This window comes from Halomonas sp. 328 (assembly GCF_015645095.1).
GTDB lineage: Bacteria > Pseudomonadota > Gammaproteobacteria > Pseudomonadales > Halomonadaceae > Bisbaumannia.
In genome coordinates this window covers 1-26413 of the sequence record NZ_JADOTW010000034.1, presented here as the reverse complement: position 1 = coordinate 26413, position 26413 = coordinate 1, and the positions used below count along the sequence as shown (strand labels likewise).

General features: G+C 67.1%; 24 protein-coding genes and 1 tRNA gene. 11 read left to right on the top strand and 14 right to left on the bottom strand.

All coding sequences use genetic code 11. The annotated features are described in order from the left end of the window. Positions 1 to 12: 12 nt before the first annotated feature. Positions 13 to 723, bottom strand: a complete 711-nt coding sequence (locus IHD13_RS15550) for an ABC transporter ATP-binding protein (protein ID WP_230086363.1) — start codon at positions 721 to 723, stop codon at positions 13 to 15. Between the two features lie 102 nt (positions 724 to 825). Continuing rightward, on the bottom strand, positions 826 to 2067 hold the full coding sequence (locus tag IHD13_RS15545; protein ID WP_195861945.1) for a lipoprotein-releasing ABC transporter permease subunit: 1242 nt from the start codon (positions 2065 to 2067) through the stop codon (positions 826 to 828). Between the two features lie 252 nt (positions 2068 to 2319). Here IHD13_RS15545 and IHD13_RS15540 point away from each other — a divergent pair, with 252 nt between their 5' ends. Continuing rightward, complete coding sequence (locus tag IHD13_RS15540) at positions 2320 to 3354, top strand: agmatine deiminase family protein (RefSeq protein WP_195861944.1); 1035 nt, start codon at positions 2320 to 2322, stop codon at positions 3352 to 3354. A gap of 24 nt (positions 3355 to 3378) precedes the next feature. Further along, positions 3379 to 4278, top strand: a complete 900-nt coding sequence (locus IHD13_RS15535; RefSeq protein WP_195861943.1) for a carbon-nitrogen hydrolase — start codon at positions 3379 to 3381, stop codon at positions 4276 to 4278. 281 nt (positions 4279 to 4559) lie between these two features. Here the strand turns inward: IHD13_RS15535 and IHD13_RS15530 are convergent, their stop codons facing one another. The 4 genes from IHD13_RS15530 to IHD13_RS15515 all read right to left on the bottom strand — a co-directional run bounded on the left by IHD13_RS15530 (position 4560) and on the right by IHD13_RS15515 (position 9946). Beyond that, entirely contained in the window at positions 4560 to 5507 is a 948-nt protein-coding gene (locus IHD13_RS15530; protein WP_195861955.1) for a Nudix family hydrolase, read from the bottom strand. Positions 5508 to 5543: 36 nt separating this feature from the next. Continuing rightward, the gene (gene argJ, locus IHD13_RS15525; RefSeq protein WP_195861942.1) at positions 5544 to 6773 is read right to left on the bottom strand and encodes a bifunctional glutamate N-acetyltransferase/amino-acid acetyltransferase ArgJ; all 1230 of its coding nucleotides are present in this window, start codon (positions 6771 to 6773) and stop codon (positions 5544 to 5546) included. Between the two features lie 27 nt (positions 6774 to 6800). Next, entirely contained in the window at positions 6801 to 9542 is a 2742-nt protein-coding gene (gene secA, locus IHD13_RS15520; protein ID WP_195861941.1) for a preprotein translocase subunit SecA, read from the bottom strand. 65 nt (positions 9543 to 9607) lie between these two features. After that, the gene (locus IHD13_RS15515) at positions 9608 to 9946 is read right to left on the bottom strand and encodes a hypothetical protein (protein WP_195861940.1); all 339 of its coding nucleotides are present in this window, start codon (positions 9944 to 9946) and stop codon (positions 9608 to 9610) included. A 63-nt stretch (positions 9947 to 10009) separates the two neighbouring features. Here IHD13_RS15515 and IHD13_RS15510 point away from each other — a divergent pair, with 63 nt between their 5' ends. Then, positions 10010 to 10486: a DUF721 domain-containing protein gene (locus IHD13_RS15510; RefSeq protein WP_195861939.1), complete on the top strand. Its 477-nt coding sequence runs from the start codon at positions 10010 to 10012 to the stop codon at positions 10484 to 10486. 278 nt (positions 10487 to 10764) lie between these two features. Here the strand turns inward: IHD13_RS15510 and IHD13_RS15505 are convergent. Beyond that, a tRNA-Met gene (locus IHD13_RS15505) sits at positions 10765 to 10841 on the bottom strand. 179 nt (positions 10842 to 11020) lie between these two features. On the opposite strand from IHD13_RS15505, the gene betI reads away from it, so the two are divergent. The 4 genes from betI to IHD13_RS15485 all read left to right on the top strand — a co-directional run bounded on the left by betI (position 11021) and on the right by IHD13_RS15485 (position 17546). Beyond that, positions 11021 to 11620, top strand: coding sequence for a transcriptional regulator BetI (gene betI / locus IHD13_RS15500; RefSeq protein ID WP_195861938.1), 600 nt, complete (start codon positions 11021 to 11023; stop codon positions 11618 to 11620). A 57-nt stretch (positions 11621 to 11677) separates the two neighbouring features. Then, positions 11678 to 13147 carry a betaine-aldehyde dehydrogenase gene (betB, locus tag IHD13_RS15495; RefSeq protein WP_195861937.1) on the top strand — a complete coding sequence of 490 codons (1470 nt, stop codon included), beginning with the start codon at positions 11678 to 11680 and terminating at the stop codon, positions 13145 to 13147. Between the two features lie 91 nt (positions 13148 to 13238). Then, a complete protein-coding gene (betA, locus tag IHD13_RS15490; protein WP_195861936.1) occupies positions 13239 to 14942 on the top strand; it encodes a choline dehydrogenase in 1704 nt (567 codons plus the stop codon). Positions 14943 to 15095: 153 nt separating this feature from the next. Next, positions 15096 to 17546, top strand: a complete 2451-nt coding sequence (locus IHD13_RS15485) for an acyl-CoA dehydrogenase (RefSeq protein WP_195861935.1) — start codon at positions 15096 to 15098, stop codon at positions 17544 to 17546. 59 nt (positions 17547 to 17605) lie between these two features. On the opposite strand, the gene IHD13_RS15480 is transcribed toward IHD13_RS15485, so the two are convergent. After that, positions 17606 to 18229 carry a TetR family transcriptional regulator C-terminal domain-containing protein gene (locus IHD13_RS15480; RefSeq protein WP_230086364.1) on the bottom strand — a complete coding sequence of 208 codons (624 nt, stop codon included), beginning with the start codon at positions 18227 to 18229 and terminating at the stop codon, positions 17606 to 17608. A 6-nt stretch (positions 18230 to 18235) separates the two neighbouring features. Further along, complete coding sequence (locus tag IHD13_RS15475) at positions 18236 to 19111, bottom strand: dimethylarginine dimethylaminohydrolase family protein (protein ID WP_195861933.1); 876 nt, start codon at positions 19109 to 19111, stop codon at positions 18236 to 18238. Positions 19112 to 19186: 75 nt separating this feature from the next. On the opposite strand from IHD13_RS15475, the gene IHD13_RS15470 reads away from it, so the two are divergent. Genes IHD13_RS15470 through IHD13_RS15455 form a run of 4 tightly spaced genes read left to right on the top strand, consistent with a single transcriptional unit; the run spans position 19187 to position 22352 of the window. Beyond that, complete coding sequence (locus IHD13_RS15470; RefSeq protein ID WP_230086362.1) at positions 19187 to 20026, top strand: ATP-binding cassette domain-containing protein; 840 nt, start codon at positions 19187 to 19189, stop codon at positions 20024 to 20026. Positions 20027 to 20037: 11 nt separating this feature from the next. Continuing rightward, positions 20038 to 20814, top strand: a complete 777-nt coding sequence (locus IHD13_RS15465; RefSeq protein WP_195861932.1) for a transporter substrate-binding domain-containing protein — start codon at positions 20038 to 20040, stop codon at positions 20812 to 20814. Positions 20815 to 20857: 43 nt separating this feature from the next. Further along, positions 20858 to 21580 carry an ABC transporter permease gene (locus IHD13_RS15460; RefSeq protein ID WP_326838373.1) on the top strand — a complete coding sequence of 241 codons (723 nt, stop codon included), beginning with the start codon at positions 20858 to 20860 and terminating at the stop codon, positions 21578 to 21580. Then, entirely contained in the window at positions 21573 to 22352 is a 780-nt protein-coding gene (locus IHD13_RS15455) for an ABC transporter permease (protein ID WP_195861931.1), read from the top strand. Before IHD13_RS15460 ends, IHD13_RS15455 begins: the two co-directional genes overlap by 8 nt. 404 nt (positions 22353 to 22756) lie before the next feature. Here the strand turns inward: IHD13_RS15455 and IHD13_RS15450 are convergent, their stop codons facing one another. From IHD13_RS15450 to IHD13_RS15430, 5 genes are all read right to left on the bottom strand, one after another. Beyond that, on the bottom strand, positions 22757 to 23164 hold the full coding sequence (locus IHD13_RS15450; protein WP_195861930.1) for a hypothetical protein: 408 nt from the start codon (positions 23162 to 23164) through the stop codon (positions 22757 to 22759). Then, entirely contained in the window at positions 23164 to 24135 is a 972-nt protein-coding gene (locus IHD13_RS15445; RefSeq protein ID WP_195861929.1) for a type VI immunity family protein, read from the bottom strand. Before IHD13_RS15445 ends, IHD13_RS15450 begins: the two co-directional genes overlap by 1 nt. Before the next feature lie 21 nt (positions 24136 to 24156). Beyond that, positions 24157 to 24411, bottom strand: a complete 255-nt coding sequence (locus IHD13_RS15440) for a hypothetical protein (protein WP_195861928.1) — start codon at positions 24409 to 24411, stop codon at positions 24157 to 24159. Between the two features lie 249 nt (positions 24412 to 24660). Then, complete coding sequence (locus tag IHD13_RS15435; RefSeq protein ID WP_195861927.1) at positions 24661 to 25797, bottom strand: WD40/YVTN/BNR-like repeat-containing protein; 1137 nt, start codon at positions 25795 to 25797, stop codon at positions 24661 to 24663. Between the two features lie 91 nt (positions 25798 to 25888). Continuing rightward, on the bottom strand, positions 25889 to 26248 hold the full coding sequence (locus tag IHD13_RS15430) for a hypothetical protein (protein ID WP_195861926.1): 360 nt from the start codon (positions 26246 to 26248) through the stop codon (positions 25889 to 25891). Positions 26249 to 26413 lie beyond the last annotated feature (165 nt).

The following is a 26413-nucleotide window of genomic DNA, read 5'->3' as shown; positions in this document are numbered from 1 at the left end:
GGTGCGGTTGAACTACTCCGGCTGAAGCCGGCCCTCGTTGAGGCGCAGCACCCGGTCCTGATGGGCGGCCAGGGCGGGATCATGGGTCACCACCACGAAGGCGCAGGCGGCGCTCGAGGCCAGCTCGTCCATCAGCGCCAGGATGCTGGCGGCGGTGTGCTGGTCCAGGTTGCCGGTAGGCTCGTCCATCAGCACCAGGCTGGGGTCGGTGATCAAGGCCCGGGCGATGGCCACCCGCTGGCGCTCGCCGCCGGAGAGCTCGCCGGGCTTGTGCTCGCCGCGCGCCGCCATGCCCACCCGCTCGAGGATCTGCGCCGCTCGGGTCACCGCCTCGCGACGCGTCTGGCCGCGGATGATCAGCGGCAGGGCGGCATTCTCCAGGGCGGTCAGCTCCGCCAGCAGATGGTGGAACTGGTAGACGAAGCCGATATGGCGATTGCGGAAGCGTCCCAGGGCCGCCTCGCCAAGCTCCGCCAGGCACTGCCCGGCCACCTTGACGCTGCCGCCGCTGGGGCGATCGAGCCCCCCCAGCAGGTTGAGCAAGGTGGTCTTGCCGGAACCGGAGCTGCCCACCACCGCGACCCGCTCGCCGGCACGCACACCGAGGTCGAGCTCGTGCAGCACGGTCAGGTCCTGGGGCCCCTCCCGATAGGTCTTGGTCAGCCCCTCGCAGCTCAGCATCACCGGCGCCTCGCTGCGCGCCCCCCGAACGACGTCTTGCATGGTGGCTCCTTGACTATTCATAGCGCAGCACCTCCGCGGCTTATCCCCTGGAGAGCCGAGCCCATGGCGGGCCAGAATGAGATCGCCAGCATCGATTCGCCCTTATTCATAGCGCAGCACCTCCGCGGGCTGGACCCGAGAGGCCCGCCAGGCGGGATAGAGGGTCGACAGGAAGGTCAGCACCAGGGCCGCCCCGACGATATTGATCACGTCGCCCCAGATCAGCCGCGACGGCAGGTAGCTGATGAAATAGACCCCGGAGTCGAGGAACTGGATACCGAACAGCGCCTCGAACCAGCCGATGATATCGGCGATCCCCAGGGCCAGCAGCACCCCGGCCACCACGCCGATCAGGATACCGATCAGGCCGATGGCCAGCCCCTGGACGATGAAGATCCCCATGATCGAGCGGGGCGTGGCGCCGATGGTGCGCAGGATGGCGATATCCGCATGCTTGTCAGTGACCACCATCACCAGGGTCGAGACGATATTGAAGGCGGCCACGGCGATGATCACCGTCAGCAGCAGGCCGATCATGCGCTTCTCCATCTGGATCGCCTGGAAGAGATTGCCATGGGAGAAGGTCCAGTCGAGGCCGCGGTAACCGCCGCCCAGCTCATCGATGATGGCCCGGGTCTCGCTGCCGGCCAGGAAGAGGTCGTCCAGCTCCAGGCGCAGTCCCTCCACGGCATCGCCCAGGCGCGCCAGGGTCTGCATGTCCTCGATATTGGCGTAGGCCAGGCTGGCGTCCAGGTCGGCGCCCACGCTGAAGATACCGCTCACCGTGAAGCGCTTGAGGCGCGGGAAGACCCCCGCCGGGGTGATCGAGGCCTCGGGCACCAGCAGGGTCACCCGATCGCCCACCCCGACGCCCAATTGGCGCGCCAGCAGCGAGCCCAGCACGATGTTCCATTCGCCGGGCTGGAGGTCGTCCAGCCCCCCCTGCTGCATATGCCGGCCGATGATGGAAACGCGATCCTCCCACTCCGGGTGGATGCCATTGACCATGGCGCCCTGGTTGCGCCCGCCCACCGAGAACATGCCCTGCTGCTCCACATAGGGGGCGGCGCCGATCACCCGTTCGCGCTGGGTGAGGCGTTCGGCCAGGGCCTCCCACTCCACCAGGCCGCCGCGGGCCTCGATCTTGGTATGGGGCACCATGCCCAGGATGCGGGTGCGCAGCTCCTGGTCGAAGCCGTTCATCACCGACAGCACCAGGATCAGCACCGCCACCCCCAGGGTGAGGCCGAGCATCGAGGTCAGGGAGATAAAGGAGATAAAGTGGTTGCGCCGTTTGGCGCGGACATAACGCAATCCCAGCAGGAAAGGCAGACGGTCGAGCATCGCAATCGATTCCTTGTCGGCGGGCGCCCATGGTACGGTTTTTCGTTACGGCCTGCACGGCAGAGCCAGGGCTATCCGTGGCCATTGCCGGTGTCATCGCCAAGGGGCGTTGGGGGCAGTCCCGGGCCCCAACGGCTGGCCTGGACTCACGGCAATCGCCCTACAGGGCCGCTATTCTGGGCTTGCATCGCGGGCGACGCCACCCTAAATTGCGCCCTTTCCCGCCCCGGCGACACAGGAAGAGAAGACCCCATGGCCAAGCGCTTGTTCCCCGAGTGGCATCCCCAGGATGCCATCCAGCTCACCTGGCCGAGCCCGACCAGCGACTGGGCCCCCCAGTTGAGCCTGATCGAGGCCACCCTGGAGGCCATGGTGGTGGCCATCGCCCGCTACCAGCGGGTGCTGATCGCCGTGCCTTCCGAGGCCGATCGCGCCCGCCTCGCCGAGCGCTTCGCCCATCGCGGCGTGGCCGCCGAGCGGCTGACCCTGGTCGTCGCCGCCGCCGATGACACCTGGGCCCGGGACCATGGCCCCCTCGGCATCGAGCATGACGGCCGGGTCGAGCTGCTCGACTACGTCTTCACCGGCTGGGGCGGCAAGTTCGAGGCCGGCCTCGACAACACCCTGAGCCGCCGCCTGGCCGAGGCCGGCGTCTTCGCCGCGCCCCTGAGCTCCCGGGACCTGATCCTCGAGGGCGGCGGTATCGAGAGCGACGGCGAGGGCACCCTGCTGACCACCGAGGCCTGCCTGCTCAACCCCAACCGCAACGCCGGCCTGGACCGCGCCGCCATCGAGGCGCAACTGGCCGCGGACTTCGGCGTCCAACGGGTGCTGTGGCTGCGCCACGGCCACCTGGAGGGGGACGACACCGACAGCCATATCGACACCCTGGCACGCTTCTGCGACCCCGGCACCATCGCCTATGTGCGCTGCGACGACGAGGCCGACCCCCATTATCCGGCGCTGGCCGCCATGGAGGCGGAGCTCCAGGCCCTTCGGCGCGCCGACGGCCGGCCCTACCGGCTGATTCCGCTGCCCTGGCCGGCTCCCTGCTTCGACCCGGAGGATGGCCACCGCCTGCCGGCCACCTATGCCAACTTCCTGATCATCAACGGCGCCGTCCTGGTGCCCACCTACGGCGACGCGGCGGACACCCGGGCCCTTTCGGCCCTGGCCGAGGCCTTCCCGGATCGCGATATCCTGCCCATCGACTGTTCGGTGGTGATCCGACAACATGGCAGCCTGCACTGCCTGACCATGCAGCTGCCCCGGGGCAGCCTGGCCTGACGGCCCGAACGACGGAGAGAGACGATGACCAAGACCCTGAAGGTGGGCCTGGTACAACAGGCCGCCTGGCCCGACAAGGCGAAGAGCCTGGCCGAGAGCGAGGCGCGGGTGCGCGAGCTGGCCGCCCAGGGCGCCCAGCTGGTGATGCTCCAGGAACTCCATGCCACCCACTACTTCTGTCAGTACGAAGATCCGGACCTCTTCGACCTGGCCGAGCCCCTGGACGGCCCCACCGGCAGCCGCCTGGCGGCGCTCGCCGCGGAGCTGGATATCGTCCTGGTGGGCTCGCTGTTCGAGCGCCGCGCCGCCGGCCTCTACCACAACACCGCCGTGGTCTATGACCGCGCCCAGGGGGCGGTGGGCCACTACCGCAAGATGCATATCCCCGACGATCCGGCCTTCTACGAGAAGTTCTACTTCACCCCCGGCGATGCCGACGGTCCCGGCCAGGGCTTCGCCCCCATCGAGACCTCCCTGGGGCGCCTCGGGGTGCTGGTGTGCTGGGATCAGTGGTACCCGGAGGCGGCGCGACTGATGGCCCTGGCCGGCGCCGAGCTACTGCTCTACCCCACCGCCATCGGCTGGCATCCGCCGGATGAAGACGCCGAGAAGGTCCGCCAGAAGGACGCCTGGACCCTGATCCAGCGCGCCCACGGCGTGGCCAACGGCCTGCCGGTGGTGGTCGCCAACCGGGTCGGCCACGAGCCCGACCACTCCGGGGTCGGCCCGGGCATCGACTTCTGGGGCGGCAGCTTCGTCTGCGGCCCCCAGGGCGAGCTGCTGGCCCACGCCGGCGAGGCGGCCCAGACCCTGCTGGTGGAGATCGATATGGCCCGCGGCGAGGAGACCCGGCGCATCTGGCCGTACCTTAGAGACCGGCGTATCGACGCCTATGGCGAGCTGACGCGTAGGTACCGGGACTAACGAAGGCCGATGCGCCGCGCATCTGGCCGCTGATACCTGGCCGCGACCGGCGTATCGACGCCTATGGCGAGCTGACCCGCCGCTATCGCGACTAAACGCGGCCAAGCTGCGTAGGTCGGATAAGCCGAAGGCGCATCCGACAACCCCGTCGGGTGCGCTCGCTTTGGCTCGCTTACCCGACCTACCCCAAACCAAATCGCCCCCATGGCTTGGCCATGGGGGCGATTTTCTTCAAGCTTCCAGCTTCCAGGCGCGTAGCGCCGCTCTTCCAGCTTCTTCGGTCATTTCCAGAAATCGCGGATCGAGGCGATGCCCTGGGCGCCCACGGCGCGGGCATGGTCGGCATCGAAGCGGGTCATGCCCCCCAGGGCGAAGACCGGCATGCCGGCGGTCTCGACCAGTTGCTGGAAGTCGTGCCAGCCCAGCGGCGCCACCTCCGGGTGGGAGGGGGTGGTGCGCAGCGGCGACAGGGTCACGAAGTCGCAGCCGATGCGTGCGGCCTGATCCAGTTGCGCCTTGTCATGAGTGGAGGCAGAGAGCCACTTGCCCTCGGCGATGGGCCGCCGCTCCAGCTGCATCAGTCGCTCGCTGGTCAGGTGAATGCCGTCGGCATCCACCGCCTCCAGCAGCTCCGGCTCGCCATTGAGCAGCAGCTGGGCGCCATGCTCGCGGCACAGCGCCAGGGCCTTCTCGGCCCGGGCCAGGTAGGCGTCACGATCCAGCGACTTGGCACGCAGCTGCACCAGGCGCACCCCGTCCTCGGTGAGCGCCCGCTGCAGCTTCGCCAGGAAGACCTCGTCGTCGGCCTCCTCGTCGCTGATCAGGTACTCGGTGGGCAGCATCACCGCCCGCAGGATCGGCAGGTTGGCCGCCGGGAAGGGGTAGTTGTAGAGCTCCTCCATGGGCACCCAGCGCACCGCCTGGCCCTCGCGGCCGAAGGGCTCGCCGGCGAAATCGTGGACCTGCCACACGTCCAGCAGGATATGCTTGTCCGGGTACTCGTGGTGCACGCGGATCAGCGGCTGGGCGCGGCGGATCTCCACCCCCAGCTCCTCGTGCAGCTCGCGCTTGAGCGCCTCGAAACCGGTCTCGTAGGGCGCCAGCTTGCCGCCGGGAAACTCCCAGAGCCCGCCCTGATCCACGGTGGAGGGGCGCCGGGCGATCAGCACCTGTCGGCTATCGCGGCTGACGATGGCGGCGGCCGCCACATGAACCCTTCTCTTGACCATTGCGTTCATTACCTTTCCATCATGCTGGACGCCGACTCAGGAACGATAGTCGGCGTTGATCGTGACATAGTCGTGGGACAGGTCGGAGGTCCACACCGTGGCCGCCTCCTCGCCGCGCCCCAGGCGAATGCGAATCGTGATCTCTTCTTCGGCCATCACCGCGCTGCCGGCCGCCTCGGTGTAACCGGCGGCGCGCCCGCCCTGCTCCACCAGACGCACCTCACCCAGGTCGATGATCACCTTGTCGACATCGAAGTCGGCCACCGGGGCCCGGCCCACGGCGGCGAGGATGCGCCCCCAGTTGGCATCCGAGGCATAGAGGGCCGTCTTGACCAGCGGCGAGTGAGCCACGGTAAAGGCCACGTCCAGGGCCTCCTGGCGACTGGCGGCCTCCTCCACCCGCAGGGTGACGAACTTGGTCGCCCCCTCGCCGTCGCGGATGATCGCCTGGGCCAGCTCGACCAGCACCGCCAGCAGCGCCTCGCGGAAGGCCGCCACCGCCGCCGCGTCGGCGGCCTCGAGGCTCGCGCCGCGGCCGGTAGCCACCAGCATGCAGGCGTCATTGGTGGAAGTATCGCTGTCCACGGTGATGCAGTTGAAGGAGTCGGCCACCGTCTCCCGCAGCAGCTCCTGCAGCAGCGGCGTGGCGATGGCCGCGTCGGTGGCCACGAAGCCCAGCATGGTCGCCATATTGGGCTGGATCATGCCGGAGCCCTTGCTGATGCCGGCGAGGGTCACCGTCTGGCCGTTGATCTCCACGCGACGAGTCGCCCCCTTGGGGCGGGTATCGGTGGTCAGGATGCCCTCACCCGCGGCCGCCCAGGCCGCCGGATCGAGGCTCTCCAGCGCCGCCGGCAGGGCGCCGAGCAGGCGCTCCATGGGCAGCGGCTCGCCGATCACCCCGGTGGAGAAGGGCAGCACCGCCTCGGGGGCGACACCGGCCAGGCGCGCCAGCTCGGCGCAGCTCGCCTCGGCATCCGCCAGCCCCTGGGCGCCGGTACCGGCATTGGCGTTGCCGGTGTTGACCAGCAGATAGCGGGGGGCACCGCCGGCCTGGTGACAGGCCGCCAGGTGGCGCTTGGCTACCTGTACCGGCGCCGCGCAGAAGGCATTGCGGGTAAAGGTCCCGGCCACGGTGGCGCCTTCGGGAATCTCGATCACCACCAGGTCGCGGCGGTTCGGCTTCTTGATACCGGCCATGGCGCTGCCCAAACGCAGCCCCTCGATTACCGGCATGGCCGGAAAGACCGCTTCACCCACTGCCATCGTTGCTTTCTCCTCTGGTTGAATTGGCTAGCTCAGCTTGCCGCAGCACTGCTTGTACTTCTTGCCGGAGCCGCAGGGGCAGGGGTCGTTACGTCCCACCTTGGGGCCCTCGCGACGCACCGGGCGGCCATCGGCGCCGGGCGCCGGCGCGGCCGCGCCCCCCTCCTCGCCGGTGACGGCGCTCGGGGCATCATGACGGCTGGCGGCGGCGGCCTTCTCGCGCTCCAGGGCCTCGCGGCGCTGGCGCTCCAGTTCGTCGACCTCCTCCTGGCGGCGCACCTGCACATGGCTGAGGATGCGGGTCACGTCCCCCTTGATATTGGCCAGCAGGTTCTGGAACAGCTCGAAGGACTCGCGCTTGTACTCCTGCTTGGGGTTCTTCTGGGCATAGCCGCGCAGGTGGATGCCCCGGCGCAGGTGATCCATGGACTGCAGGTGTTCTTTCCAGCGGGTGTCGAGCACCTGCAGCATGATCTGCTTCTCGAAGCGGCGCATCAGTGCCTCGCCGACGCTCTCCACCTTGGCCTCGTAGGCCTGGCGATGCATCTCCTGCAGGCGCTCGCGCAGCTGCTCCTCGTGGAAGCGCTGGTCCTCCTCGGCCCACTGCACCACCGGCGCGTCCAGGTTGAACTCGCTCTTGAGGTGCTCCTGGAGCCCGGCCAGGTCCCACTGCTCCGGCAGGCTCTGGGGCGGCACGAACTGGCTGATCGCCTCGTCGAGCATCTCGGCACGGATGCCGGTGACATTCGCGGAGACATCCTCGGCGGCGAGGATCTCATCGCGCTGCTCGTAGATGACCCGACGCTGGTCGTTGGCCACGTCGTCATACTCGAGCAGCTGCTTGCGGATATCGAAGTTGCGGCTCTCGACCTTCTTCTGGGCCCGCTCCACGGCGTTGGAGACCATCTTGTGCTCGATCGCCTCGCCCTTCTCCAGGCCCAGGGCCTGCATCAGCCGCTGCACCCGGTCGGAACCGAACAGGCGCATCAGGCTGTCTTCCAGCGACAGGAAAAAGCGGGTCGAGCCCGGGTCGCCCTGGCGACCAGCCCGGCCGCGCAGCTGGTTGTCGATGCGCCGCGATTCGTGACGCTCGGAGCCGATCACGTGCAGACCGCCGGCGGCCAGCACGCCCTCATGGCGCTTCTGCCACTCGGCCTTGAGGGCCTCGACCTGTTCCTCGCTGGGGTTCTCGAGCTTGGCCGCCTCGGCCTCCCAGTTACCGCCCAGCATGATGTCGGTACCGCGACCGGCCATGTTGGTGGCGATGGTGATGGCACCGGGACGCCCGGCCTGGGCGATGATCTCCGCCTCGCTCTGGTGCTGCTTGGCGTTGAGCACGTTGAAGTCGAGGCCAGCCTGCTTCATCAGCCGGGCCAGGTGCTCGGAGGCCTCGATGGAGGCGGTACCCACCAGCACCGGGCGCCCCGCCTCGGTTTCGGCCTGAACGTCCTTGATGATCGCCTCGAACTTCTCCTCGGTGGAGAGGTAGACCAGGTCATTGAGGTCCTGACGGGTCAGCGGCTTGTTGGTGGGAATCACCACCACGTCCAGGCCGTAGATCTGGCGGAACTCGAAGGCCTCGGTGTCGGCGGTACCGGTCATGCCGGCCAGCTTGTCGTAAAGGCGGAAGTAGTTCTGGAAGGTGGTGGAGGCGAGCGTCTGGCTCTCACGCTGGATGGCCACCCCCTCCTTGGCCTCCACCGCCTGGTGCAGGCCCTCGGACCAGCGCCGCCCCGGCATGGTGCGGCCGGTGTGCTCATCGACGATCACCACCTGGCCATCGTTGACGATATAGTCCACGTCGCGGTGGTAGAGGTGACGGGCGCGCAGCGCCGAGTGCATGTGCTGCAGCAGGTTGAGGTTCTGAGCGGCGTAGAGGGAGTCCTCCTCGCCGAGCAGGCCCTCGGCCCGCATCAGCTCCTCCACCTTGTTGTGGCCGGCCTCGGTGATCTCCACCTGTTTCTGCTTCTCGTCGAGGGTGAAGTCCCCCTCCACCGGCATTTCCGGGTCTTCCGACACCTCGCCCTTGACCAGTTCCTTGGCCAGGCGATCGGCCACCTTGTAGAGGTCGGTGTTCTCGTCCACCGGGCCGGAGATGATCAGCGGCGTACGCGCCTCGTCGATCAGGATGGAGTCCACCTCGTCGACGATGGCGTAGTGCAGCTCGCGCTGCACCTTCTCCTCCTGGGAGAAGGCCATGTTGTCGCGCAGGTAGTCGAAGCCGAATTCGTTGTTGGTGCCGTAGGTGATGTCGCTGGCGTAGGCGGCGCGCTTCTCTTCCTGGGTCTGGCCGGCATAGACGGTGCCGACGGAGAGCCCCAGGAATTCGTAGAGGGGACGCATCCAGTCGGCGTCGCGGCGCGCCAGGTAGTCGTTGACGGTGACCACGTGCACGCCCTTGCCGGGCAGCGCATTGAGGTAGACCGCCAGGGTCGCCACCAGGGTCTTGCCCTCGCCGGTCTTCATCTCGGCGATGCGTCCCTGGTGGAGCACCATGCCGCCGATCATCTGCACGTCGAAGTGGCGCATGCCCATGACGCGCTTGCCGGCCTCGCGCACCGTGGCGAAGGCCTCCGGCAGCAGGGCGTCGAGGCTCTCGCCCGCGTCGAGACGCTCGCGCAGGGCCGGGGTCTGGGCCTGGAGTTCCTCGTCGGAGAGCCCCTCGAGGCGCGCCTCGAGGGCATTGATCTGCGCCACTTCCTTTTGCAGGCGCTTGATGACGCGGTCGTTCCTGGAGCCGACCACCTTACGAAGCAGGGTATTGAGCATTGCGATGATGTCCTGTGTCTGCCGCGGCAGAGAATCATGATTGAGGCGCCGGGGCGCCGCGTCCGTCAGGCGAGGACGCCGGCCGGCGGGCCGCGGCGGGAGAGGACATCGAGGGCGGCGATCCAGCGCCGCCAGGGGGAGCGTCGACGGGGCCAGGCACGCCGCTGCAGGCGCCCGGGGCGCCGCGGTGGCTGCCAGCGCTGTCGATGGGCCTGGCGGCGACTCTCGGCACGAATTGCCGCCGGCGCCAGCCAGCAGACCTGCACCACCCGCACCATCAGGCGTCCGCCATCGGCGGCCACCAGGCCCACCGGCAGCAGGCAACCCACCAGCAGGCCGGCCAGCCACCAGCGGGAACGCCGGCGCGGGGCACGGAAAGCGGCGGAGGCAGTGGGCTGGGTCATGCTGTCGACGGACTCCCGGACATGCTAGATTGGCGGCACGCAACGACCGCCGCGAGAAAGCCCATGAGTATAAAGGTTAAGCGTTTCCGCGCCCAGCCCGTCACCCGCCTGCTCGGCGGTCGTGGCGAGCTGAGCGGCCTGATGCGCATGGCCTCACTGCTGGAGCGGGCCCAGACCACCCTCCGCGACGCCCTGCCGGAGGAGCTGCGCGAACACCTCTACGTGGGGGGCTACCGGGACGGTCGGCTGACCCTGATCACCGACCGCGCCGCCTGGCTGACCCGGCTGCGCTACGAGCAGCCCCGCCTGCTGACCCTGTTGCGCGGCCTGCCGGAATTCGCCGCCCTGCAACGCCTCGACCTCAAGGTGCGCCCGGTGCGCCCTCCCAAGCCGGTACCGCGCCAGGAGCGCCATCTGCCCGCCCGAGCCGCCGCCGAGCTGGCCAGCTGCGCCAGCGAGATCGACGACCCGCGGCTGCGCGGCGCGCTCGAACGCCTGGCCGCCCATGGCGCCAAGCCGGCCGATGACACCGACGCCTGAGCCGGCGCCGGCCGTGCCAGACCGGCCGTGCCAGACCGGCCGTGCCAGACCGGCCGTGCCAGACCGGCCGTGCCAGACCGGCCGTGCCAGACTAGCCGTGCCAGACCGGCCGTGCCAGACCGGCCGTGCCAGACCGGCCGTGCCAGACCGGCCGTGCCAGACTAGCCGTGCCATACTGACTACTGACCAATAGCGGCACACGGGGCACACGAACTTTTCCGGGTCCCAGACGCGACGATGCCCAGCCGGCAAGCCGACTGGGCATCGAGAAAATTCGCTGGTGGCTACGCCCTGATTCGAACAGGGGACCCCATCATTATGAGTGATGTGCTCTAACCAGCTGAGCTACGTAGCCACGGGGGTCGCGACGCTTGGCGTCGGCAACGGGGGCGCATTATGCCCAGCCCGACTGTCGCTGGCAAGTCCTCTGTGCGTCGTTTTTATTGATTGAACGTTCAATAAAAATATCCCATACTAGTTTTATCGCCATCGATCACATGGACGGCATGCCGTCCCACCACGAGGAGATGCCCGATGCCCAAGGTCGGAATGGAGCCCATTCGTCGCCGCCAGTTGATCCAGGCCACCATGGAGGCCATCGACGAGGCGGGGCTGGCCGACGCCACGGTGATCCGCATCGCCCGCCGTGCCGGCGTCTCCGCCGGCATCATCAGCCACTACTTCGGCGGCAAGGATGGCCTGCTCGAGGCCACCATGCGCCAGATCCTCCATGACCTGGGCGAAGCCGTGGCGACCCGCCGCGCCGCCCTGGGCCCGGCGGAGCCGCGCGCCCACCTCAAGGCGATCATCGACGGCAACTTCGACCGCAGCCAGGTCAGCGGCCCGGTGGCCAAGACCTGGCTGGCGTTCTGGGCCAGCAGCATGCACCAGCCGACGCTGCAGCGCCTGCAGTCGGTCAACGACCGGCGCCTCTACTCCAACCTCTGCCACCAGTTCCGCCGCTGCCTGCCCCGGGACGAGGCGCGCCGCGCTGCCCAGGGCCTGGCCGCCATGATCGACGGCCTCTGGCTGCGTGGCGCCCTGGCCCCCGAGGGGCTGGACGTGGAGCAGGCCCGCCGCCTGGCCTACGACTACCTTGATCAACAGCTGGCCTGCGAGCCCGCCCTCGCCTGACGGCCGACGCCCAGAGGCATCTCGAACATTCGCACCACCCTTTCTCAGGAGGTCCCCATGACCGCGCTTCCGACTCAGCAGCTCTATATCGACGGCCAGGCCGTCGACGCCACCTCCGGCGAGACCTTCGCCGCCGTCAATCCCTATGATGGCAGCGAGCTGGCCCGGGTCCAGCAGGCCTCGGCCGACGACGTGGATCGCGCCGTGGCCGCCGCCCAGGCCGGCCAGCGGGTGTGGGCCGCCATGACCGGCATGGAGCGCGGGCGCATCCTGCAGCGCGCCGTGGCCCTGCTTCGGGAGCGCAACGACGAGCTGGCCCTGCTCGAGACCCTCAACACCGGCAAGCCGATCAGCGAGACCGCCGCGGTGGACATCGTCACCGGCGCCGACGTCCTCGAGTACTACGCCGGCCTGGCCCCGGCCATCGAGGGCGCGCAGATTCCCCTGCGCGACTCCTCCTTCGTCTATACCCGTCGCGAGCCGCTGGGGGTGATCGGTGCCATCGGCGCCTGGAACTACCCCATCCAGATCGCCTGCTGGAAGGCCGCCCCGGCGCTGGCCGCCGGCAACGCCGTGGTCTTCAAGCCCAGCGAGGTGACCCCGCTGACCGCCATCAAGCTGGCCGAGATCTTCACCGAGGCGGGCCTGCCGGACGGCGTCTTCAACGTCATCCAGGGCGACGGCCGGGTGGGTGCCCTGCTCACCGAGCACGCCGGCATCGCCAAGGTCTCCTTCACCGGCGAGGTGGGTACCGGCAAGAAGGTGATGGCCGCCGCCGGGGGCTCGACCCTCAAGGACGTGACCATGGAGCTGGGCGGCAAGTCGCCGCTAATCGTCTTCCATGACGCCGACCTGGATCGCGCCGCCGATGCCGCCATGATGGCCAACTTCTACTCCAGCGGGCAGATCTGCACCAACGGCACCCGGGTCTTCGTCGACCGCCGCGTCAAGGAGGCCTTCGAGGCCAAGGTCGCCGAGCGGGTGGCCCGCATCAAGGCCGGCGATCCCCGCGACCCCGAGGTCAATTTCGGCCCCCTGGTGAGCTTCGAGCACCAGCAGAAGGTGCTCTCCTATATCGCCCTGGGCAAGGAGGAAGGCGCCCGCCTGCTGGCCGGCGGCGAACGCTGGGACAGCGGTGACTTCAGCCAAGGCGCCTGGGCGGCACCCACGGTGTTCACCGACTGCCGCGACGAGATGCGCATCGTCCGCGAGGAGATCTTCGGCCCGGTGATGGCGATCCTCGCCTTCGACGACGAGGACGAGGTGATCCGCCGCGCCAACGACACCCATTACGGCCTGGCCGCCGGCGTCTTCACCGAGAGCCTGAATCGCGCCCATGGCGCCATTCACCGCCTGGAGGCGGGCATCTGCTGGATCAACACCTGGGGCGAGTCCCCCGCCGAGATGCCGGTGGGCGGCTACAAGCAGTCCGGGGTCGGTCGCGAGAACGGCATCGAGACCCTCGCCCACTACACCCAGACCAAGTCGGTGCAGGTGGAGATGGGCGCCTTCGAATCGGTCTTCTAAGGCCCCGCCCCCGGCCCGCTCCATGCCCGGCGCCGGGGGTCTATCGCCCCGCCACCCTGCCTTGTCTCCGTCTTCTTCTTGGGAGGACCCCATGTCCCAGATCCGCGAATTCGATTACGTCATTATCGGCGCCGGCTCCGCCGGCAATGTGCTGGCCACCCGCCTCACCGAGGACCCCGAGGTCCAGGTGCTGCTGCTGGAGGCCGGCGGCCCCGACTACCGCTTCGACTTCCGTACCCAGATGCCGGCGGCGCTGGCCTACCCGCTGCAGGGCAAGCGCTACAACTGGGCCTTCGAGACCGACCCGGAGCCCCATATGGACGGCCGGCGCATGGAGTGCGGCCGCGGCAAGGGCCTGGGCGGCTCCTCGCTGATCAACGGCATGTGCTATATCCGCGGTAACGCCCTGGACTACGACTACTGGGCCAAGCGCCCGGGCCTCGAGGACTGGACCTACGCCGACTGCCTGCCCTACTTCCGCAAGGCGGAGACCCGCGATATCGGCCCCAACGACTATCACGGCGGCGACGGCCCGGTCAGCGTGACCACCCCCAAGGAAGGCAACAACCCCCTCTACCACGCCTTTATCGAGGCCGGGGTCCAGGCCGGCTACCCCAAGACCGAGGACGTCAACGGTTACCAGCAGGAGGGCTTCGGCCCCATGGACCGCTTCGTCACCCCCCAGGGACGCCGCGCCTCCACCGCCCGGGGCTACCTGGACACCGCCAAGCAGCGCCCCAACCTGACCATCGAGACCCGGGCCACCACCGATATCATCGAGTTCGAGGACAAGCGCGCCGTGGGCGTGCGCTACGAGCGCAAGGGCCAGGTGCAGCGGGTGCGGGTACGCCGCGAAGTGCTGCTGTGCGGCGGCGCCATCGCCTCGCCGCAGATCCTGCAGCGCTCCGGCGTGGGCCCCCAGGCGGTCCTGGACGAGCTCGGCATCACCCCGGTGCTGGTCAACGAGAACGTCGGTGCCCACCTCCAGGATCACCTAGAGATGTATATCCAGTACGAGTGCACGCAGCCGATCTCCCTCTACCCGGCGCTGAAGTGGTACAACCAGCCGAAGATCGGCGCCGAATGGCTGTTCCTCGGCACCGGCATCGGCGCCAGCAACCAGTTCGAGGCAGCGGGCTTTATCCGCACCAATGACGCCGAGGAGTGGCCCAACCTGCAGTACCACTTCCTGCCCATCGCCATCAGCTACAACGGCAAGAGCGCCGTCCAGGCCCACGGCTTCCAGGCCCATGTGGGCTCCATGCGCTCCGAGAGCCGCGGCCGGGTGCGCCTCACCTCCCGGGACCCCAAGGCGGCGCCGAGCATCCTCTTCAACTACATGTCCACCGAGAAGGACTGGCAGGAGTTCCGCGACGCCATTCGCCTGACCCGCGAGATCATCGCCCAGCCGGCCATGGATCCCTACCGCGGCCGCGAGATCTCCCCGGGCCCGGACGTCCAGAGCGACGCCGAGCTGGACGCCTTCGTCCGCGAGCATGCCGAGACCGCCTACCACCCCTGCGGCAGCTGCCGCATGGGCGAGGGGGAGGACGCCGTGGTCAACGGCGCCGGCCAGGTCCACGGCCTGGAGGGGCTGCGGGTGGTGGACGCCTCGCTGTTCCCGGTGATTCCCACCGGCAACCTCAATGCCCCGACGATCATGCTGGCGGAGAAGATCGCCGACAAGATTCGTGGCCGCGACCCGCTGCCCAAGAGCGACGCCCCCTACTACGTGGCCAAGGGCGCTCCGGCCCAGCAGGAACCGCAGCGCCGACTCGATGAAGCCCTTCGCTGAGACTAGTCTCCTCAGCCCTTCCACCCCGCCCCTCCCGGCGGGGTTTTTTTATGACTCGCGCCCCCTGGCGGCCCGGCGGGAAATCGACTAGGCTTGATAAATTCAAACAACTGTTCGAAAGCCCTGCCATCCGAACCACAGAGGGAGGTCGCGATGACCCAACTGATCCTGATTCTGCTCGCCCTGGGGGGCCTGCTGGCGGTGATGCGCCGCGAGGCCGGCGCCCTGCCCGCCCTGGCGCTGCTCGCCGTGGTGGGCATCGTCGCCCTGGCCCTGGGTAGCCCGGTGCTGGGTGCCCTGCTGCTGATCGGCGCCGCCGGAGTGGCGCTGGCGGGCCTGCCGGCGCTGCGCCGCCACTGGCTCAGCCCGCGGCTCTTCGCCCTGTTCAAGAAGGTCTCGCCCAAGGTCTCCGAGACCGAGCGCACCGCCCTGGAGGCCGGCACCGTGGCCTGGGATGGCGAGCTGTTCTCCGGCAAGCCCGACTGGTCCGCCCTGCTGGCGCGCCGCAACGACGGCATCAGCGCCGAGGAGCAAGCCTTCCTCGACCAGCAGTGCAGCGTCGCCGCCGGCATGACCAACGCCTGGGAGATCACCCGCGAGCGCGCCGACCTGCCCCCGGAGCTGTGGGACTACCTGAAGAAAGAGCGCTTCTTCGGCATGATCATTCCCAAGGAGTACGGTGGCCTGGGCTTCTCCGCCAAGGCTCAGTCCCTGGTGCTGCAGAAGCTCTCGGTCAACGAGACCCTGATGGTCACCGTGGGCGTGCCCAACTCCCTCGGCCCGGGGGAACTGCTGCTCAAGTACGGCACCCAACAGCAGAAGGACCACTACCTGCCGCGGCTCGCCGACGGCCGCGAGATCCCCTGCTTCGGCCTCACCGGCCCGCGGGCGGGCAGTGACGCCACCTCCCTGCCCGACACCGGCATCGTCTGCAAGCAGATGATGGACGGCAAGGAAGTGCTGGGCCTGCGCCTCAACTTCGAGAAGCGCTGGATCACCCTGGCGCCGATCGCCACCGTGGTGGGCCTGGCCTTCCGCATGTTCGACCCGGAGCGCCTGCTGGGCGGCGAAGAGGACCTGGGCATCACCTGCGCGCTGATCCCCCGCGACACCGCCGGCATGGAGATCGGCCGCCGCCATCATCCCATCGGCAGCCCCTTCATGAACGGGCCGATCAAGGGCAAGGACGTCTTCGTGCCCCTGGACACCATTATCGGCGGCCCGGAGATGGCCGGTCAGGGCTGGCGCATGCTGGTGGAGTGCCTCTCGGTGGGCCGCTGCATCACCCTGCCCTCCGGCGCCACCGGCACCTCCCGCTACGCCCTGGGCTGGAGCGGTGGCTTCGCCCGAGTGCGTCGCCAGTTCAATGTCCCGGTGGCCGAGATGGAGGGCGTCCAGGAGCCCCTGGCGCGCATGACCGCCCTCTCCTATATCGCCCAGGCGGCGGTGCTGCAGACCGCCAACACCATCGATGCCGGCGAGAAACCCGCGGTGCCCTCGGCGATCCTCAAGAGCCAGCTTACCGAGTTCCAGCGCCAGATCCTCGGCGATGCCATGGATATCCACGGCGGCAAGGCGGTGACCCTGGGGCCGCGCAACTACCTGGGGATCGGCTATAGCGCCAACCCGGTGGCGATCACCGTGGAAGGCGCCAATATCATGACCCGCAACCTGATGATCTTCGGCCAGGGGGCGATCCGCTGCCATCCCTATGTGCTGGAGGAGCTGGCCGCCAAGGACGCCGACGACCTGAACGCCTTCGACACGGCCTTCTTCGGCCATGCCGGTCTGATCTTCGGCAACGCCGCCCGCGCCTTCACCCAGGCCTTCGGCCTCGGCAAGCCAGCGGTACCCTTCGACGGCGAGGCCAAGCGTTACGCCCAGGAAGTGGCGCGCCTCTCCGCCGGCTTCAGCCTGTGTGCCGACGCCGCCATGGCCAGCCTCGGCGCCAGCCTCAAGCAGCGCGAGATGCTCTCGGCGCGCCTCGGCGACGTGCTCTCCAACCTCTACCTCACCTCCATGGTGCTCAAGTCCTGGCAGGAGGGCGACCAGGTGGAGGGCGAGGCCGCCCTGCTCCACTACAGCTGCCAGTACCTGCTGAACCGCGCCGAGCAGGCCTTCGACGAGCTCTTCGACAACCTGCCCAACCGCGCCCTGGGGCGTACTCTGCGGCTGATCGTGATGCCCCGAGGCAAGCGCTTCAAGCGTCCCCACGACGACCTGGCCCGCACCATCGCCCAGGCAGTCTCCCGGGACAGCGCCCTGCGCCGCCAGATGCTGGCGCATACCTGGGACGCGCAGGGCGACGGCCAGCGGGACAACCCCCTGGCCCGCTACAACGCCCTGCTGGCCGAGTACGACCGCGCCGAACCGCTCTATCGCAAGCTCAACAAGGCCTATGCCAAGGGCGAGCTGCCGGCCACCGCCCTGCACCCGGAGCAGCGCATCGCCGCCGCCCGGGAGGCCGGCCTGATCGGCGAGGACGAGGCCGCCTTCATGGTCCGCTTCGAGGCCGAGGTGCTGGAGATGCTGACGGTGGATGACTTCCCCTTCGAGGCCTTCGCCCAGCAACAGGACAAGGTGATCTGGCACAACGCCGCCTGATCGCCCCCGAGGTACCCCTTCGCCCCGGCCATCGGCCGGGGCGTTTTTTTATGGGAGCCTCACGCCGGCTCGCCGAGGGTCAGGCCGAGCAGCCGCGAGGCGGCATCCAGGCCGATGGCCTGGAGCTCGCGGATCTCCAGCCGCTCCGCCGAAAGCGCCCCCTCGATCCACAGCCCGTCGATCAGGCCGTTGACGGCCACGGCGAGGCGACGCAGCTCGACCTCGTCGGGCTCCCGGCCCTGGGCCCGCAGGGCCTCGTGGATCAGCTCCCGGAAGGCGTGGGTCGTGCGCTCGTACCACAGCTCGCGGATCTCGGCCATCGCCGCGTCCTGGTGCGCCAGGGGCAGGAAGTTGGCCCACAGCAGGACGCTTTCCGGGGTGACGATGGGCGGCGACAGGTTGGCCAGCAGGTAGTGGCGCAGGCGCTCCTGAGGCGTGAGTTCGCGCCGCGCCTCGATGGCACCGTGCGCCGCCTCGAAGAGGCGTTCGAGGAAGCGCCGATAGGCGGCCTGGATGATGCCGTCCTTGCTCTTGAAGTAGAAACGGATCAGGCCATTGGTGACCCCGGCATAGTCGGCGATCTTGCGCACCGTGGCCGCGGAGATCCCCTCCCTGGCGATGCAGGTGAGGGTCGCATCGATCAGGACATTCTCGCGGTCATTGCTGTCACGCCGGGTCGCCATCGTCACTCAGGCCTCACGCAGGATCGGGTTGGTCAGACAGGTGGGGCCGCCTTCGCAAGCCATGCACAAGGCGTCACCGGCGAAGGTCCGCACGCGGATGCCATGGCGCTCCATCACCGTCCGCGTCCCCGGGAAGCCGTCGATCATCAGGCAGTCGCCGGGGGAGAGCGGCATGACATTGAGGTTCAGTCCCAGGGAGTCGTGGAACTCGGCCTCGGGCGCCTCGATCAGGGTGATGCCGCGCTCCTTCATCAGGCTCCACAGCGCCGCCGGGATAAGCCGTGAGTGTACCAGGTAGACGTCCTCGGTCAGCGGCGAGATCACCGACATCAGGTGCAGGCAGGCGGCCTCGCCCCCCCAGACCGGCAGATCGAACCCCAGCACCTCGATGCCATGGGGGTTGAGCAGCGCGTTGAGCTGGCGAACCCCCTCCCGGTTGGAGCGGAACCCCAACCCGACCACCAGGGTGTGCTCATCGAGCCAGAGGGTGTCGCCGCCCTCGACCCGGGCATCGCCGGTCAGCCGCCCCAGCACCGGAATGCCGGCGGCCTCGTAGGTCCGCCCATGCAACTCGGGCTCCCCGGCACGCAGCGGCTTGCCCATCCGCAGCAGCACCGCCCCCGCCCGGGTGATCAGGGAGGCATCGCGGGTGAACATGGCGTCGGACAGGCCATCACCGGCGTCCTCGAGCCACAGGATCTCGGCCCCGGAGGCCGCCACCAGCTCGGCGAAGGCCTCGTACTGGGCGATGGCCTTCTCGGCATCGAAGTAGTCGTTGTAGTGCCACTCGGCGGGATCGGCCCGGCGCAGGCTCTCGCCGGGGCGGCGCATCAGCACGCGGGTCATGGGGGCGGCCATGGACTGGCATCCGTAACGGGACATAGGAGGAGCTCCGTCGTGGTGTGAGAGGTGGTGTCAAGGGTCCGTTGACTCGAATCTTATACGGATGCATAGTTTATGCAACTGCATAAAAACAAGCCCGGACCGGGGGTGACCACCTTGCACGCCGCACCGCACACCACGGCAGATGACGATGCCATCATCGAGATCAGCGACCTGCGCAAGTCCTTCGGCCAGACGGAAGTGCTCAAGGGCATCAGCCTGTCGGCCCGCCGCGGCGATGTGATCTCGCTGATCGGCAGCAGCGGTTCGGGCAAGTCGACCCTGCTGCGCTGCCTCAACCTGCTCGAGACGCCCAGCGCCGGCACGCTGCGCCTGCTCGGCGAACCCCTGCCCTTCCGCGAGCGGGGCGGTCGGCGGGAACCCGCCGATCGCCGCCAGCTGCGGCGCCTGCGCGCCCGCCTGGGCATGGTCTTCCAGAGCTTCAACCTGTGGCCGCACATGACCCTGGAGGCCAACGTCATGGAGGCGCCGGTCCAGGTACTGGGACGCTCCCGCGACGCGGCCCGCGCGGAAGCCCGGCGACTGCTCGAGCGGGTCGGGCTCCATCATTTGCGCGATGCCTACCCCGCCACGCTCTCCGGTGGCCAGCAACAGCGCGGGGCCATCGCCCGCGCCCTGGCCATGTCCCCGGAGGTGCTGCTCTTCGACGAACCCACTTCCGCCCTCGACCCGGAGCTGGTCGGCGAGGTGCTGGCGGTGATACGCGACCTCGCCGAGGAGGGGCGCACCATGCTGATCGTCACCCACGAGATGCAGTTCGCCGCCGACGTGGCGAACCGGGTGATCTTCCTCGACCAGGGGGAGATCGCCGCCGAGGGGCCGCCGGACCAGGTGTTCGGCTCGACCCGCACCGAGCGGCTCAAGCGCTTCCTGGGCACGGCCGCCCTGACCTGAGGAGAACGACAATGAAACGACACCTGCTGCTGGCCACCCTGACCACCGCCTGCCTGGTGCCCCTGGCCCAGGCGGACATCACCCGCGTCGGCTTCGCCACCGAGCCCTACCCGCCCTTCGCCACCCCGGACGCCACCGGCGAGCCCCACGGCTGGGAGGTCGACATCACCCGGGCGATCTGCGCCGCGGCCGAGCTGGAATGCCAGATCGTCACTACCTCCTGGGACGGCCTGATTCCGGAGCTGACCGGCAACCGGATCGATATCATCGCCGCCTCGCTGAGCATCACCGAGCGGCGCCGGGAGACCATCGCCTTCTCCGACAAGTATTACCAGACCCCGGCCGTACTGGTCGGCGCCCAGGGCATCGATCTGGCGCCGACCCCGGAGGGCGTGGCCGGCATGCGGATCGGCGTCCAGTCCGCATCCATCCACCAGGCCTATGCCCTCGAACACTTCCCCGAGGCCACCATTCGCGAGTACCAGACCCAGGACGAGGCCCATCAGGACCTGTTCGCCGGGCGCATCGACGCCACCCTCGCCGACCGGCTGGTCCTCGAGGACTTCCTGGCCAGCCGCGAAGGCCGGATGTGCTGCGAACTGAAGGGGGAAGTGGCCCACGACGACGCCACCCTCGGCGAGGGCATCGGCTTCGGTCTCCGCCAGGGGGACGAGGCCCTGCGTGAGGCGCTCAACGCCGCCATCGCCGAGGTGCGTGCCGACGGCACCTACGCCGCCATCACCGAGCGCTACTTCGACTTCGATATCTACGGCGCCCCCGCCGAGTGACCGCCGGCGGTTCACCGCCGCACCATAGAGGACGACGCCAGCCGTGAACTACCGCGACATGAGTGTCATGGAACTGCTCGCCCTGGCACCTCCCGGCTGGGGAGGCGCCCTGCTGAACGGGCTCTGGCTGTCGTTGCAGGTGGCCGGGGCCGGCTACCTGCTGGGTCTGCTCATCGGCATGGCCGGTGCCGCCGGCAAGCTCTCCGGCGGCCCCGTCACCCGCGACCTGCTGACCTGCTACACCACCATCACCCGCGCCGTCCCTGAGCTGGTGCTGATCCTGCTGCTCTACTTCGCCGTCCCCGAGGCGATCAACCAGCTGCTGGCGATGCTCGGCCTGGGCCGGGTCGATATCGATCCTTTCACCTCGGGGGTGGCGGTGATCGCCCTGGTCCAGGGCGCCTATGCCACCGAGGTGATGCGCGGGGCCATTCGTGCCGTCCCCGTCGGCCAACTCGAGGCGGCGCACTCCCTGGGCATGACGCCCCTCACCGTCTTCCGGCGCATCACCCTGCCGGCCATGCTGCCGGGGGCGCTGCCGGGGCTCTCCAACCTGTGGCTGATCGCCACCAAGGACACCGCCCTGCTGGCCGTGGTCGGGTTCACGGAACTGACCCTGGTGGCGCGCCAGGCTGCCGGCGCCACCAAGCACTACCTGCTGTTCCTGTGCGCCGCCGGCGTGCTCTACCTGATCGTCTCGCTGATCTCCAACCTGGCCTTCAAGGGCCTGGAACGCCGGGCCACCCGGGGGATGCACCATGACTGAGCGTCGCCTGCCGCCCCACCGCCTCGCCCTGATCGCCGCCACCGTCGGCGGCATCGCCCTGCTCGCCGTCACCCTGCGCTGGGACTGGCTACCGGAGTACCGCGAGGAGATCCTGGGCGGGCTGTGGCTGACCCTGACCCTGCTGGTCACCACCAGCGTGGCGGGATTCCTGCTGGCGATCCCCATCGGGCTGGTACAGGTCAGGGGCCCCCGGCCGCTCGCCTGGCTGGCGCGCGGCTTCTGTACCCTGATCCGCGGCACCCCGCTGCTGCTGCAGGTCTGGCTGCTCTACTACGGCCTCGGCTCGCTGTTCCCCTATCTGCCCGGGGTGCGCCAGAGCTGGCTCTGGCCCTACCTCATCGAGCCCTGGCCCTACGCCTTCCTGGCCCTGACGATATCCTTCGCCGGCTATGAGGGCGAGGTGATGCGCGGGGCCTTCGCCGGGGTCCCCAGGGGCGAGCTCGAGGCCGCCCGTTCGCTGGGCATGCATCCCTTCACCACCCTGCGCCGCATCTGGCTGCCGCGCGCCGTGCAGCGGGTGCTGCCGACCCTCAACGGCGAGCTGATCATCCAGCTCAAGGCCACGCCGCTGGTGGCCACCATCGCCGCCGTCGATGCCTACGCGGTCTTCGGGCGCATTCGCCAGGAAACCTTGATGGTCTACGAACCCCTGCTGTTGATGGCCCTGATCTACCTGGTACTGGCCGGACTGATCACCCTCGCCTTCGGCGCCCTCGAGCGGCGCTGGTCGCGGCACACCGGCGGACGCTGAGCCCACCTTATTCACGAGGGCACCGACTCGCGCGAGTTGTCTAGGTTTTGTACGAAAAGTCGGCGAGCGATGGCCAGACAAGGCAAAAATCGGCGAAAAGACGGAGTTTACGGGGTGTAAATGAGTACTTTGAGCCGATTTTTAACGCCGTATGGGCGAGCGCAGACAGTTTTCGTACAGAACCTAGGGCTTTACGCAGCAGCAGAGCGCCACTGTCGCTGGTGGTACGGTCGGACAGAGCCGTTGCAGGAGGGTGTCCAGATGGATGGGCTTTCACCCATAGCGGATGGCTCTCTTGGACCAGGTTATTGGCGGAACACACTGATTTTTCAAGAGAATGCCATCCGCTATCTTCGTTTTCAGGCTGGCCTCACGAATAAGCCGGGCTGATGGGCTCCTTGTCGTCAGGTGTTATCGCCATGCCAGGTGATGGCGGTGATCTCGGCGCGTAGCTCCACCATGGCATTGCGTTCCCCGGCGCGGCCGCGTAGCCGCCATGGCTCTCCGCGCTCGATCAGTTCCAGGGTATGGAAATGGGGCAGCAGCTTTTCCCGGGCCAGCTCGCGCTCCACCCGGGGCCAGCGGCCTCCCTCCTGGATACGCACTTCGATCTCGCCCCGGGTGTGGAACACCATGGTGCCCGGCCCCCAGAAGGGGGTGATATCCGATTGCAGCGACCAGTCGCCGTCGCGGCAGAGCACCCGAATGGCCATGTCGTCGATCTCCACTTGTTCCAGCTCGATATCGGGAAAGAGCTGGCCGGGAAACCACTCCAGCGGAAAGGCGTCGCCCTGGGGTTGCGATTCGCTCATCACTCACCTCCCCGGGGGCTAAAGCGGGCCAGCCAGGCCTGGTATTCGGCCTCATTGAAGTACTTTTCGTGTCGATTTCTCGGTAACAGCGGAGAGTGAATACCTTGATGATCCTTGATACGGATCGGCTCGATAATGGCGGCGACGCGACGATAATCGGCCAGGGCGGCATCGACCTCGGGATCTTCGCTATCGCCGAGTTGCGGCATGGGTCCGGCACGCAGGATGGCGCCGCCGCTATATTCCAGCACCGGCAGCTCGCCCATCTCGGCTTTGACGCTCTCGAGGCCGCCCAGTTGCTCCAGCCAGCGATCGGAGAGAATGGTCAGCCAATCGACGCCCTTGGGGCCTCGATGCAGATTCAAGGAGTGGCCAGTAAAGCTATTGATCTGGAGCCCTGGAAAGCGCTGGCCGAATTTATATTCCAGTATTTTCGATTCATCGTGGCGTTCATACCCATAGGACCTGCCCAGCCAGAAGCCGGCATAACCATGCTCGGGCTTGAGTTTCTCACACCACTGCTGGACCAAGGCGGGTAGTTTCTGCTCACGCTCGATAAAGAAGTCGACAGGAAAAAGGCAATATAAACGGCTGAGCTGCCCTCTTTCATCGGCACTTGGCCGTTTACCAAGCACCACGATGCCATGCTCATCCGCATCGCTACGACGCTTTCCACCATGGTAGACAAACTCCCATTCCCCCGCGCCATAAGTCGGCAGCCAATCGAAGGGGGTGATATAGCTATCGAATCCCTTGAGCTTTTTCCATTTGCCGGTGGTGGGATTGGTGGTCCAGGTCAGTTGGTCACCGACCAGGTCCTGGTAGTCGGCGAGGATCTCCAGCACCGCCTGGCGTTTCTCCTGCTGCTGGGAGCCGGTAAAGGACAGCGCCACGCCCAGGCAGATCTTGAACAGTACGCCGTTATCGGTCTCGACGGTCAGCAACTGATCGAGGTCCTGAGGTGTTTCCATTGGTTTATCTCCTTGATTACGTTACCAGGCGGCCGCGCTGCCTAAACCCAGCCCACCCAGCAGCATGCCGGCGCCCTGGCGGATCGCCTGGCCTCCCGCCACCCCTCCCAGCCCGCCGGAGAAGTAGGTGGCGGCGGCACCGCCGGCCACCAGGCCGATCCCGGCGGCGACCGTGCCCCACGAAATCCCCTTTTCCTCCAAGCGGTCCTGATAGATCTCCGTGACCGGCTGGGTCTCCGTCTCATACTTTGTCTGTCGAGGCCCGAATGATCGCATAATCCGGTGTCCACCAATGCTGGGTAAGATCACCGGATTAACAGCCTACCGAGAGATCACAGCTAGCAGTCCATGCAGATGGCCGCTGCCGTAGGTCAGCCAGGTCAGTTCGGGCAGCGTGCCGAAGCGCCTGGCTTGGCCACGCTACCGCCAAGGAAGACAGCAGGTGCCTTCCCAGGCAATGAGGAGTGTGAATCAAAGAGTATCAAGGCTTTGAAGGCAGCCATTGGATAGCTATCGTATGTTTATTCAGGGAATCTCTCGTCGATAGAGCGAGTATCCTTCCACCCGCCAACGGGTGCCTGTCTGCACGTCGTAATACCCACCTTGAGAGCTGCTACCTTCATCCTCGATTTCCCAACTTGCTCCGCCATCGTAGCTGATAGCGGTAACGTTTCTCCCCCGTAGACTGGACTCATCAACACCATCAAACAAAAGACCTTCGCTTGGCGTCAGGTACAGGGCGTAGCCTGTTAGCTCAGGTGGAAACTCATGTAGCCGCTGTAAAGTGTCTCCATTCCAGCCCCAGACGACGCTCGGTCGAGGCGCGCCGCGCTCCTCAGTGGGAAGCGAAAAGTAGGGGGCCCCCTGAGTGGTCAACACAAACACCATGCCTTCGGTATTGGCGGCGATATCCATCACGGTATGGCCGGGGATGGTGAAGGTCTGCTGGGAAATATCCTCTCCCCAGGGCAGAGCATGGATTCGGCTGGCATCGGCAGCGTGGTCATAGAAAGCCATGCGCAACACGTTATCTTCCCCTAGCGCCACAAGATCGAACTGCTGGCGGGGATTCTCCGGGTTACGAACACCTTCGGGTACCGGCAGCTCATCCCAATGATCGCCACCATCCCTCGTGCGCCAGACCTTCGGTCCCCAGCCGATCAGATAGCCGCGTTGGGGATCGAGAAAGCGCAGGAAGGTAATGTTCTGGTCTTCGGGCCAGCGGAGCTTTTCCCACTCTTGGCCTTGGTCGGTGGACTTGAACAATTGGGTAATCTGCGGAAGGTAACGCTGGCCAGGAAGACGCTCTTGGGTGCGATCCGTCCAGCCGGTGGCCAGATAGATTGTATTCCTGTTTGGCGATAGCCACCAATCAGCTTGTTGGGCCGGCTCCTCAAAGCGCGAGGAGAGTTGGCTGTCCAATTCACCAGCTAGAATACGTACTGCACGACGATTGGCTCTTTGGTGAACATCACCCATCCATTCTTCAGAAAACTCAGCTTTGGAATTAGGATCATCAAGCTGCTCTTGGGTCATTGGCTTGAACGTTAGTTCCGGCTTGGTCAGCTTCATGGAAATTACCGCCTCGCCATAAATGCGGAAGTCCCCTGGCCCGTAAGGCCTGTCTTCCCTCATGAAGTCATTTCTGACTTTGCTCCACATCTCTTCTCCTCCCAAGCCATACCCCATAATCAGCACAACCACTACTGCTAAACTCAACCCTCTCCATAACCATCGCATAATATCTTCTCACCTAGCGCAGGTGTTGGGTCAATGAGCGCAGCGCATTCTCAATGGCATCGCCGGTATCCCGGGCCGAATCGACGACATCATTATAAGTGTCTACTGCCACCTCACCAACAATCTCAACTCCTTCCAGCAAGATGCCTTTTGCACCTTTTTCCCTATATACTTCTGCGCCGCCACCGAAGGCCTGCCTCCACGTCTCACCATCCAGCCACTCCTCGATATTAGGTTGACCACCTATTTTAGCCAGGTCGTCAAGGCGTAGATCTGCCAGCCCTGCATCTAGATATGCAGGAACATGAGTATTGAAGGCAAACGTCTTGAAAGTGGAGTTGTCTACCTCCAGCTCATATTGGGCAACATTCATAGCAATACTTCGATTTGTCGAGGTCGTGGCCCTCGAGGGTGAAGCGGGTGCCGGGGGCCAGCTCCGGCAGGTCGGCCTCGGCGGTGGTTGTAGTGGCATAGTGAATCTGGCCACCTGATTTTGAGTGTATGATCACTCCCATAGACAGTCAGGTGCAGATGATGA

What these genes read in the sequence shown, in the direction of transcription:
- IHD13_RS15550 (WP_230086363.1), bottom strand. Translation starts at nt 723, where the DNA reads ATGCAAGACGTCGTTCGGGGGGCGCGCAGCGAGGCGCCGGTGATGCTG.
- IHD13_RS15465 (WP_195861932.1), top strand. Translation starts at nt 20,038, where the DNA reads ATGAAACGACACCTGCTGCTGGCCACCCTGACCACCGCCTGCCTGGTG.
- IHD13_RS15545 (WP_195861945.1), bottom strand. Translation starts at nt 2,067, where the DNA reads ATGCTCGACCGTCTGCCTTTCCTGCTGGGATTGCGTTATGTCCGCGCC.
- IHD13_RS15535 (WP_195861943.1), top strand. Translation starts at nt 3,379, where the DNA reads ATGACCAAGACCCTGAAGGTGGGCCTGGTACAACAGGCCGCCTGGCCC.
- IHD13_RS15445 (WP_195861929.1), bottom strand. Translation starts at nt 24,135, where the DNA reads ATGGAAACACCTCAGGACCTCGATCAGTTGCTGACCGTCGAGACCGAT.
- betI (WP_195861938.1), top strand. Translation starts at nt 11,021, where the DNA reads ATGCCCAAGGTCGGAATGGAGCCCATTCGTCGCCGCCAGTTGATCCAG.
- argJ (WP_195861942.1), bottom strand. Translation starts at nt 6,773, where the DNA reads ATGGCAGTGGGTGAAGCGGTCTTTCCGGCCATGCCGGTAATCGAGGGG.
- IHD13_RS15470 (WP_230086362.1), top strand. Translation starts at nt 19,187, where the DNA reads ATGCAACTGCATAAAAACAAGCCCGGACCGGGGGTGACCACCTTGCAC.
- IHD13_RS15515 (WP_195861940.1), bottom strand. Translation starts at nt 9,946, where the DNA reads ATGACCCAGCCCACTGCCTCCGCCGCTTTCCGTGCCCCGCGCCGGCGT.
- betB (WP_195861937.1), top strand. Translation starts at nt 11,678, where the DNA reads ATGACCGCGCTTCCGACTCAGCAGCTCTATATCGACGGCCAGGCCGTC.
- IHD13_RS15480 (WP_230086364.1), bottom strand. Translation starts at nt 18,229, where the DNA reads ATGGCGACCCGGCGTGACAGCAATGACCGCGAGAATGTCCTGATCGAT.
- IHD13_RS15430 (WP_195861926.1), bottom strand. Translation starts at nt 26,248, where the DNA reads ATGAATGTTGCCCAATATGAGCTGGAGGTAGACAACTCCACTTTCAAG.
- IHD13_RS15510 (WP_195861939.1), top strand. Translation starts at nt 10,010, where the DNA reads ATGAGTATAAAGGTTAAGCGTTTCCGCGCCCAGCCCGTCACCCGCCTG.
- IHD13_RS15530 (WP_195861955.1), bottom strand. Translation starts at nt 5,507, where the DNA reads ATGGTCAAGAGAAGGGTTCATGTGGCGGCCGCCGCCATCGTCAGCCGC.
- IHD13_RS15440 (WP_195861928.1), bottom strand. Translation starts at nt 24,411, where the DNA reads ATGCGATCATTCGGGCCTCGACAGACAAAGTATGAGACGGAGACCCAG.
- IHD13_RS15450 (WP_195861930.1), bottom strand. Translation starts at nt 23,164, where the DNA reads ATGAGCGAATCGCAACCCCAGGGCGACGCCTTTCCGCTGGAGTGGTTT.
- secA (WP_195861941.1), bottom strand. Translation starts at nt 9,542, where the DNA reads ATGCTCAATACCCTGCTTCGTAAGGTGGTCGGCTCCAGGAACGACCGC.
- IHD13_RS15455 (WP_195861931.1), top strand. Translation starts at nt 21,573, where the DNA reads ATGACTGAGCGTCGCCTGCCGCCCCACCGCCTCGCCCTGATCGCCGCC.
- IHD13_RS15435 (WP_195861927.1), bottom strand. Translation starts at nt 25,797, where the DNA reads ATGTGGAGCAAAGTCAGAAATGACTTCATGAGGGAAGACAGGCCTTAC.
- betA (WP_195861936.1), top strand. Translation starts at nt 13,239, where the DNA reads ATGTCCCAGATCCGCGAATTCGATTACGTCATTATCGGCGCCGGCTCC.
- IHD13_RS15540 (WP_195861944.1), top strand. Translation starts at nt 2,320, where the DNA reads ATGGCCAAGCGCTTGTTCCCCGAGTGGCATCCCCAGGATGCCATCCAG.
- IHD13_RS15475 (WP_195861933.1), bottom strand. Translation starts at nt 19,111, where the DNA reads ATGTCCCGTTACGGATGCCAGTCCATGGCCGCCCCCATGACCCGCGTG.
- IHD13_RS15485 (WP_195861935.1), top strand. Translation starts at nt 15,096, where the DNA reads ATGACCCAACTGATCCTGATTCTGCTCGCCCTGGGGGGCCTGCTGGCG.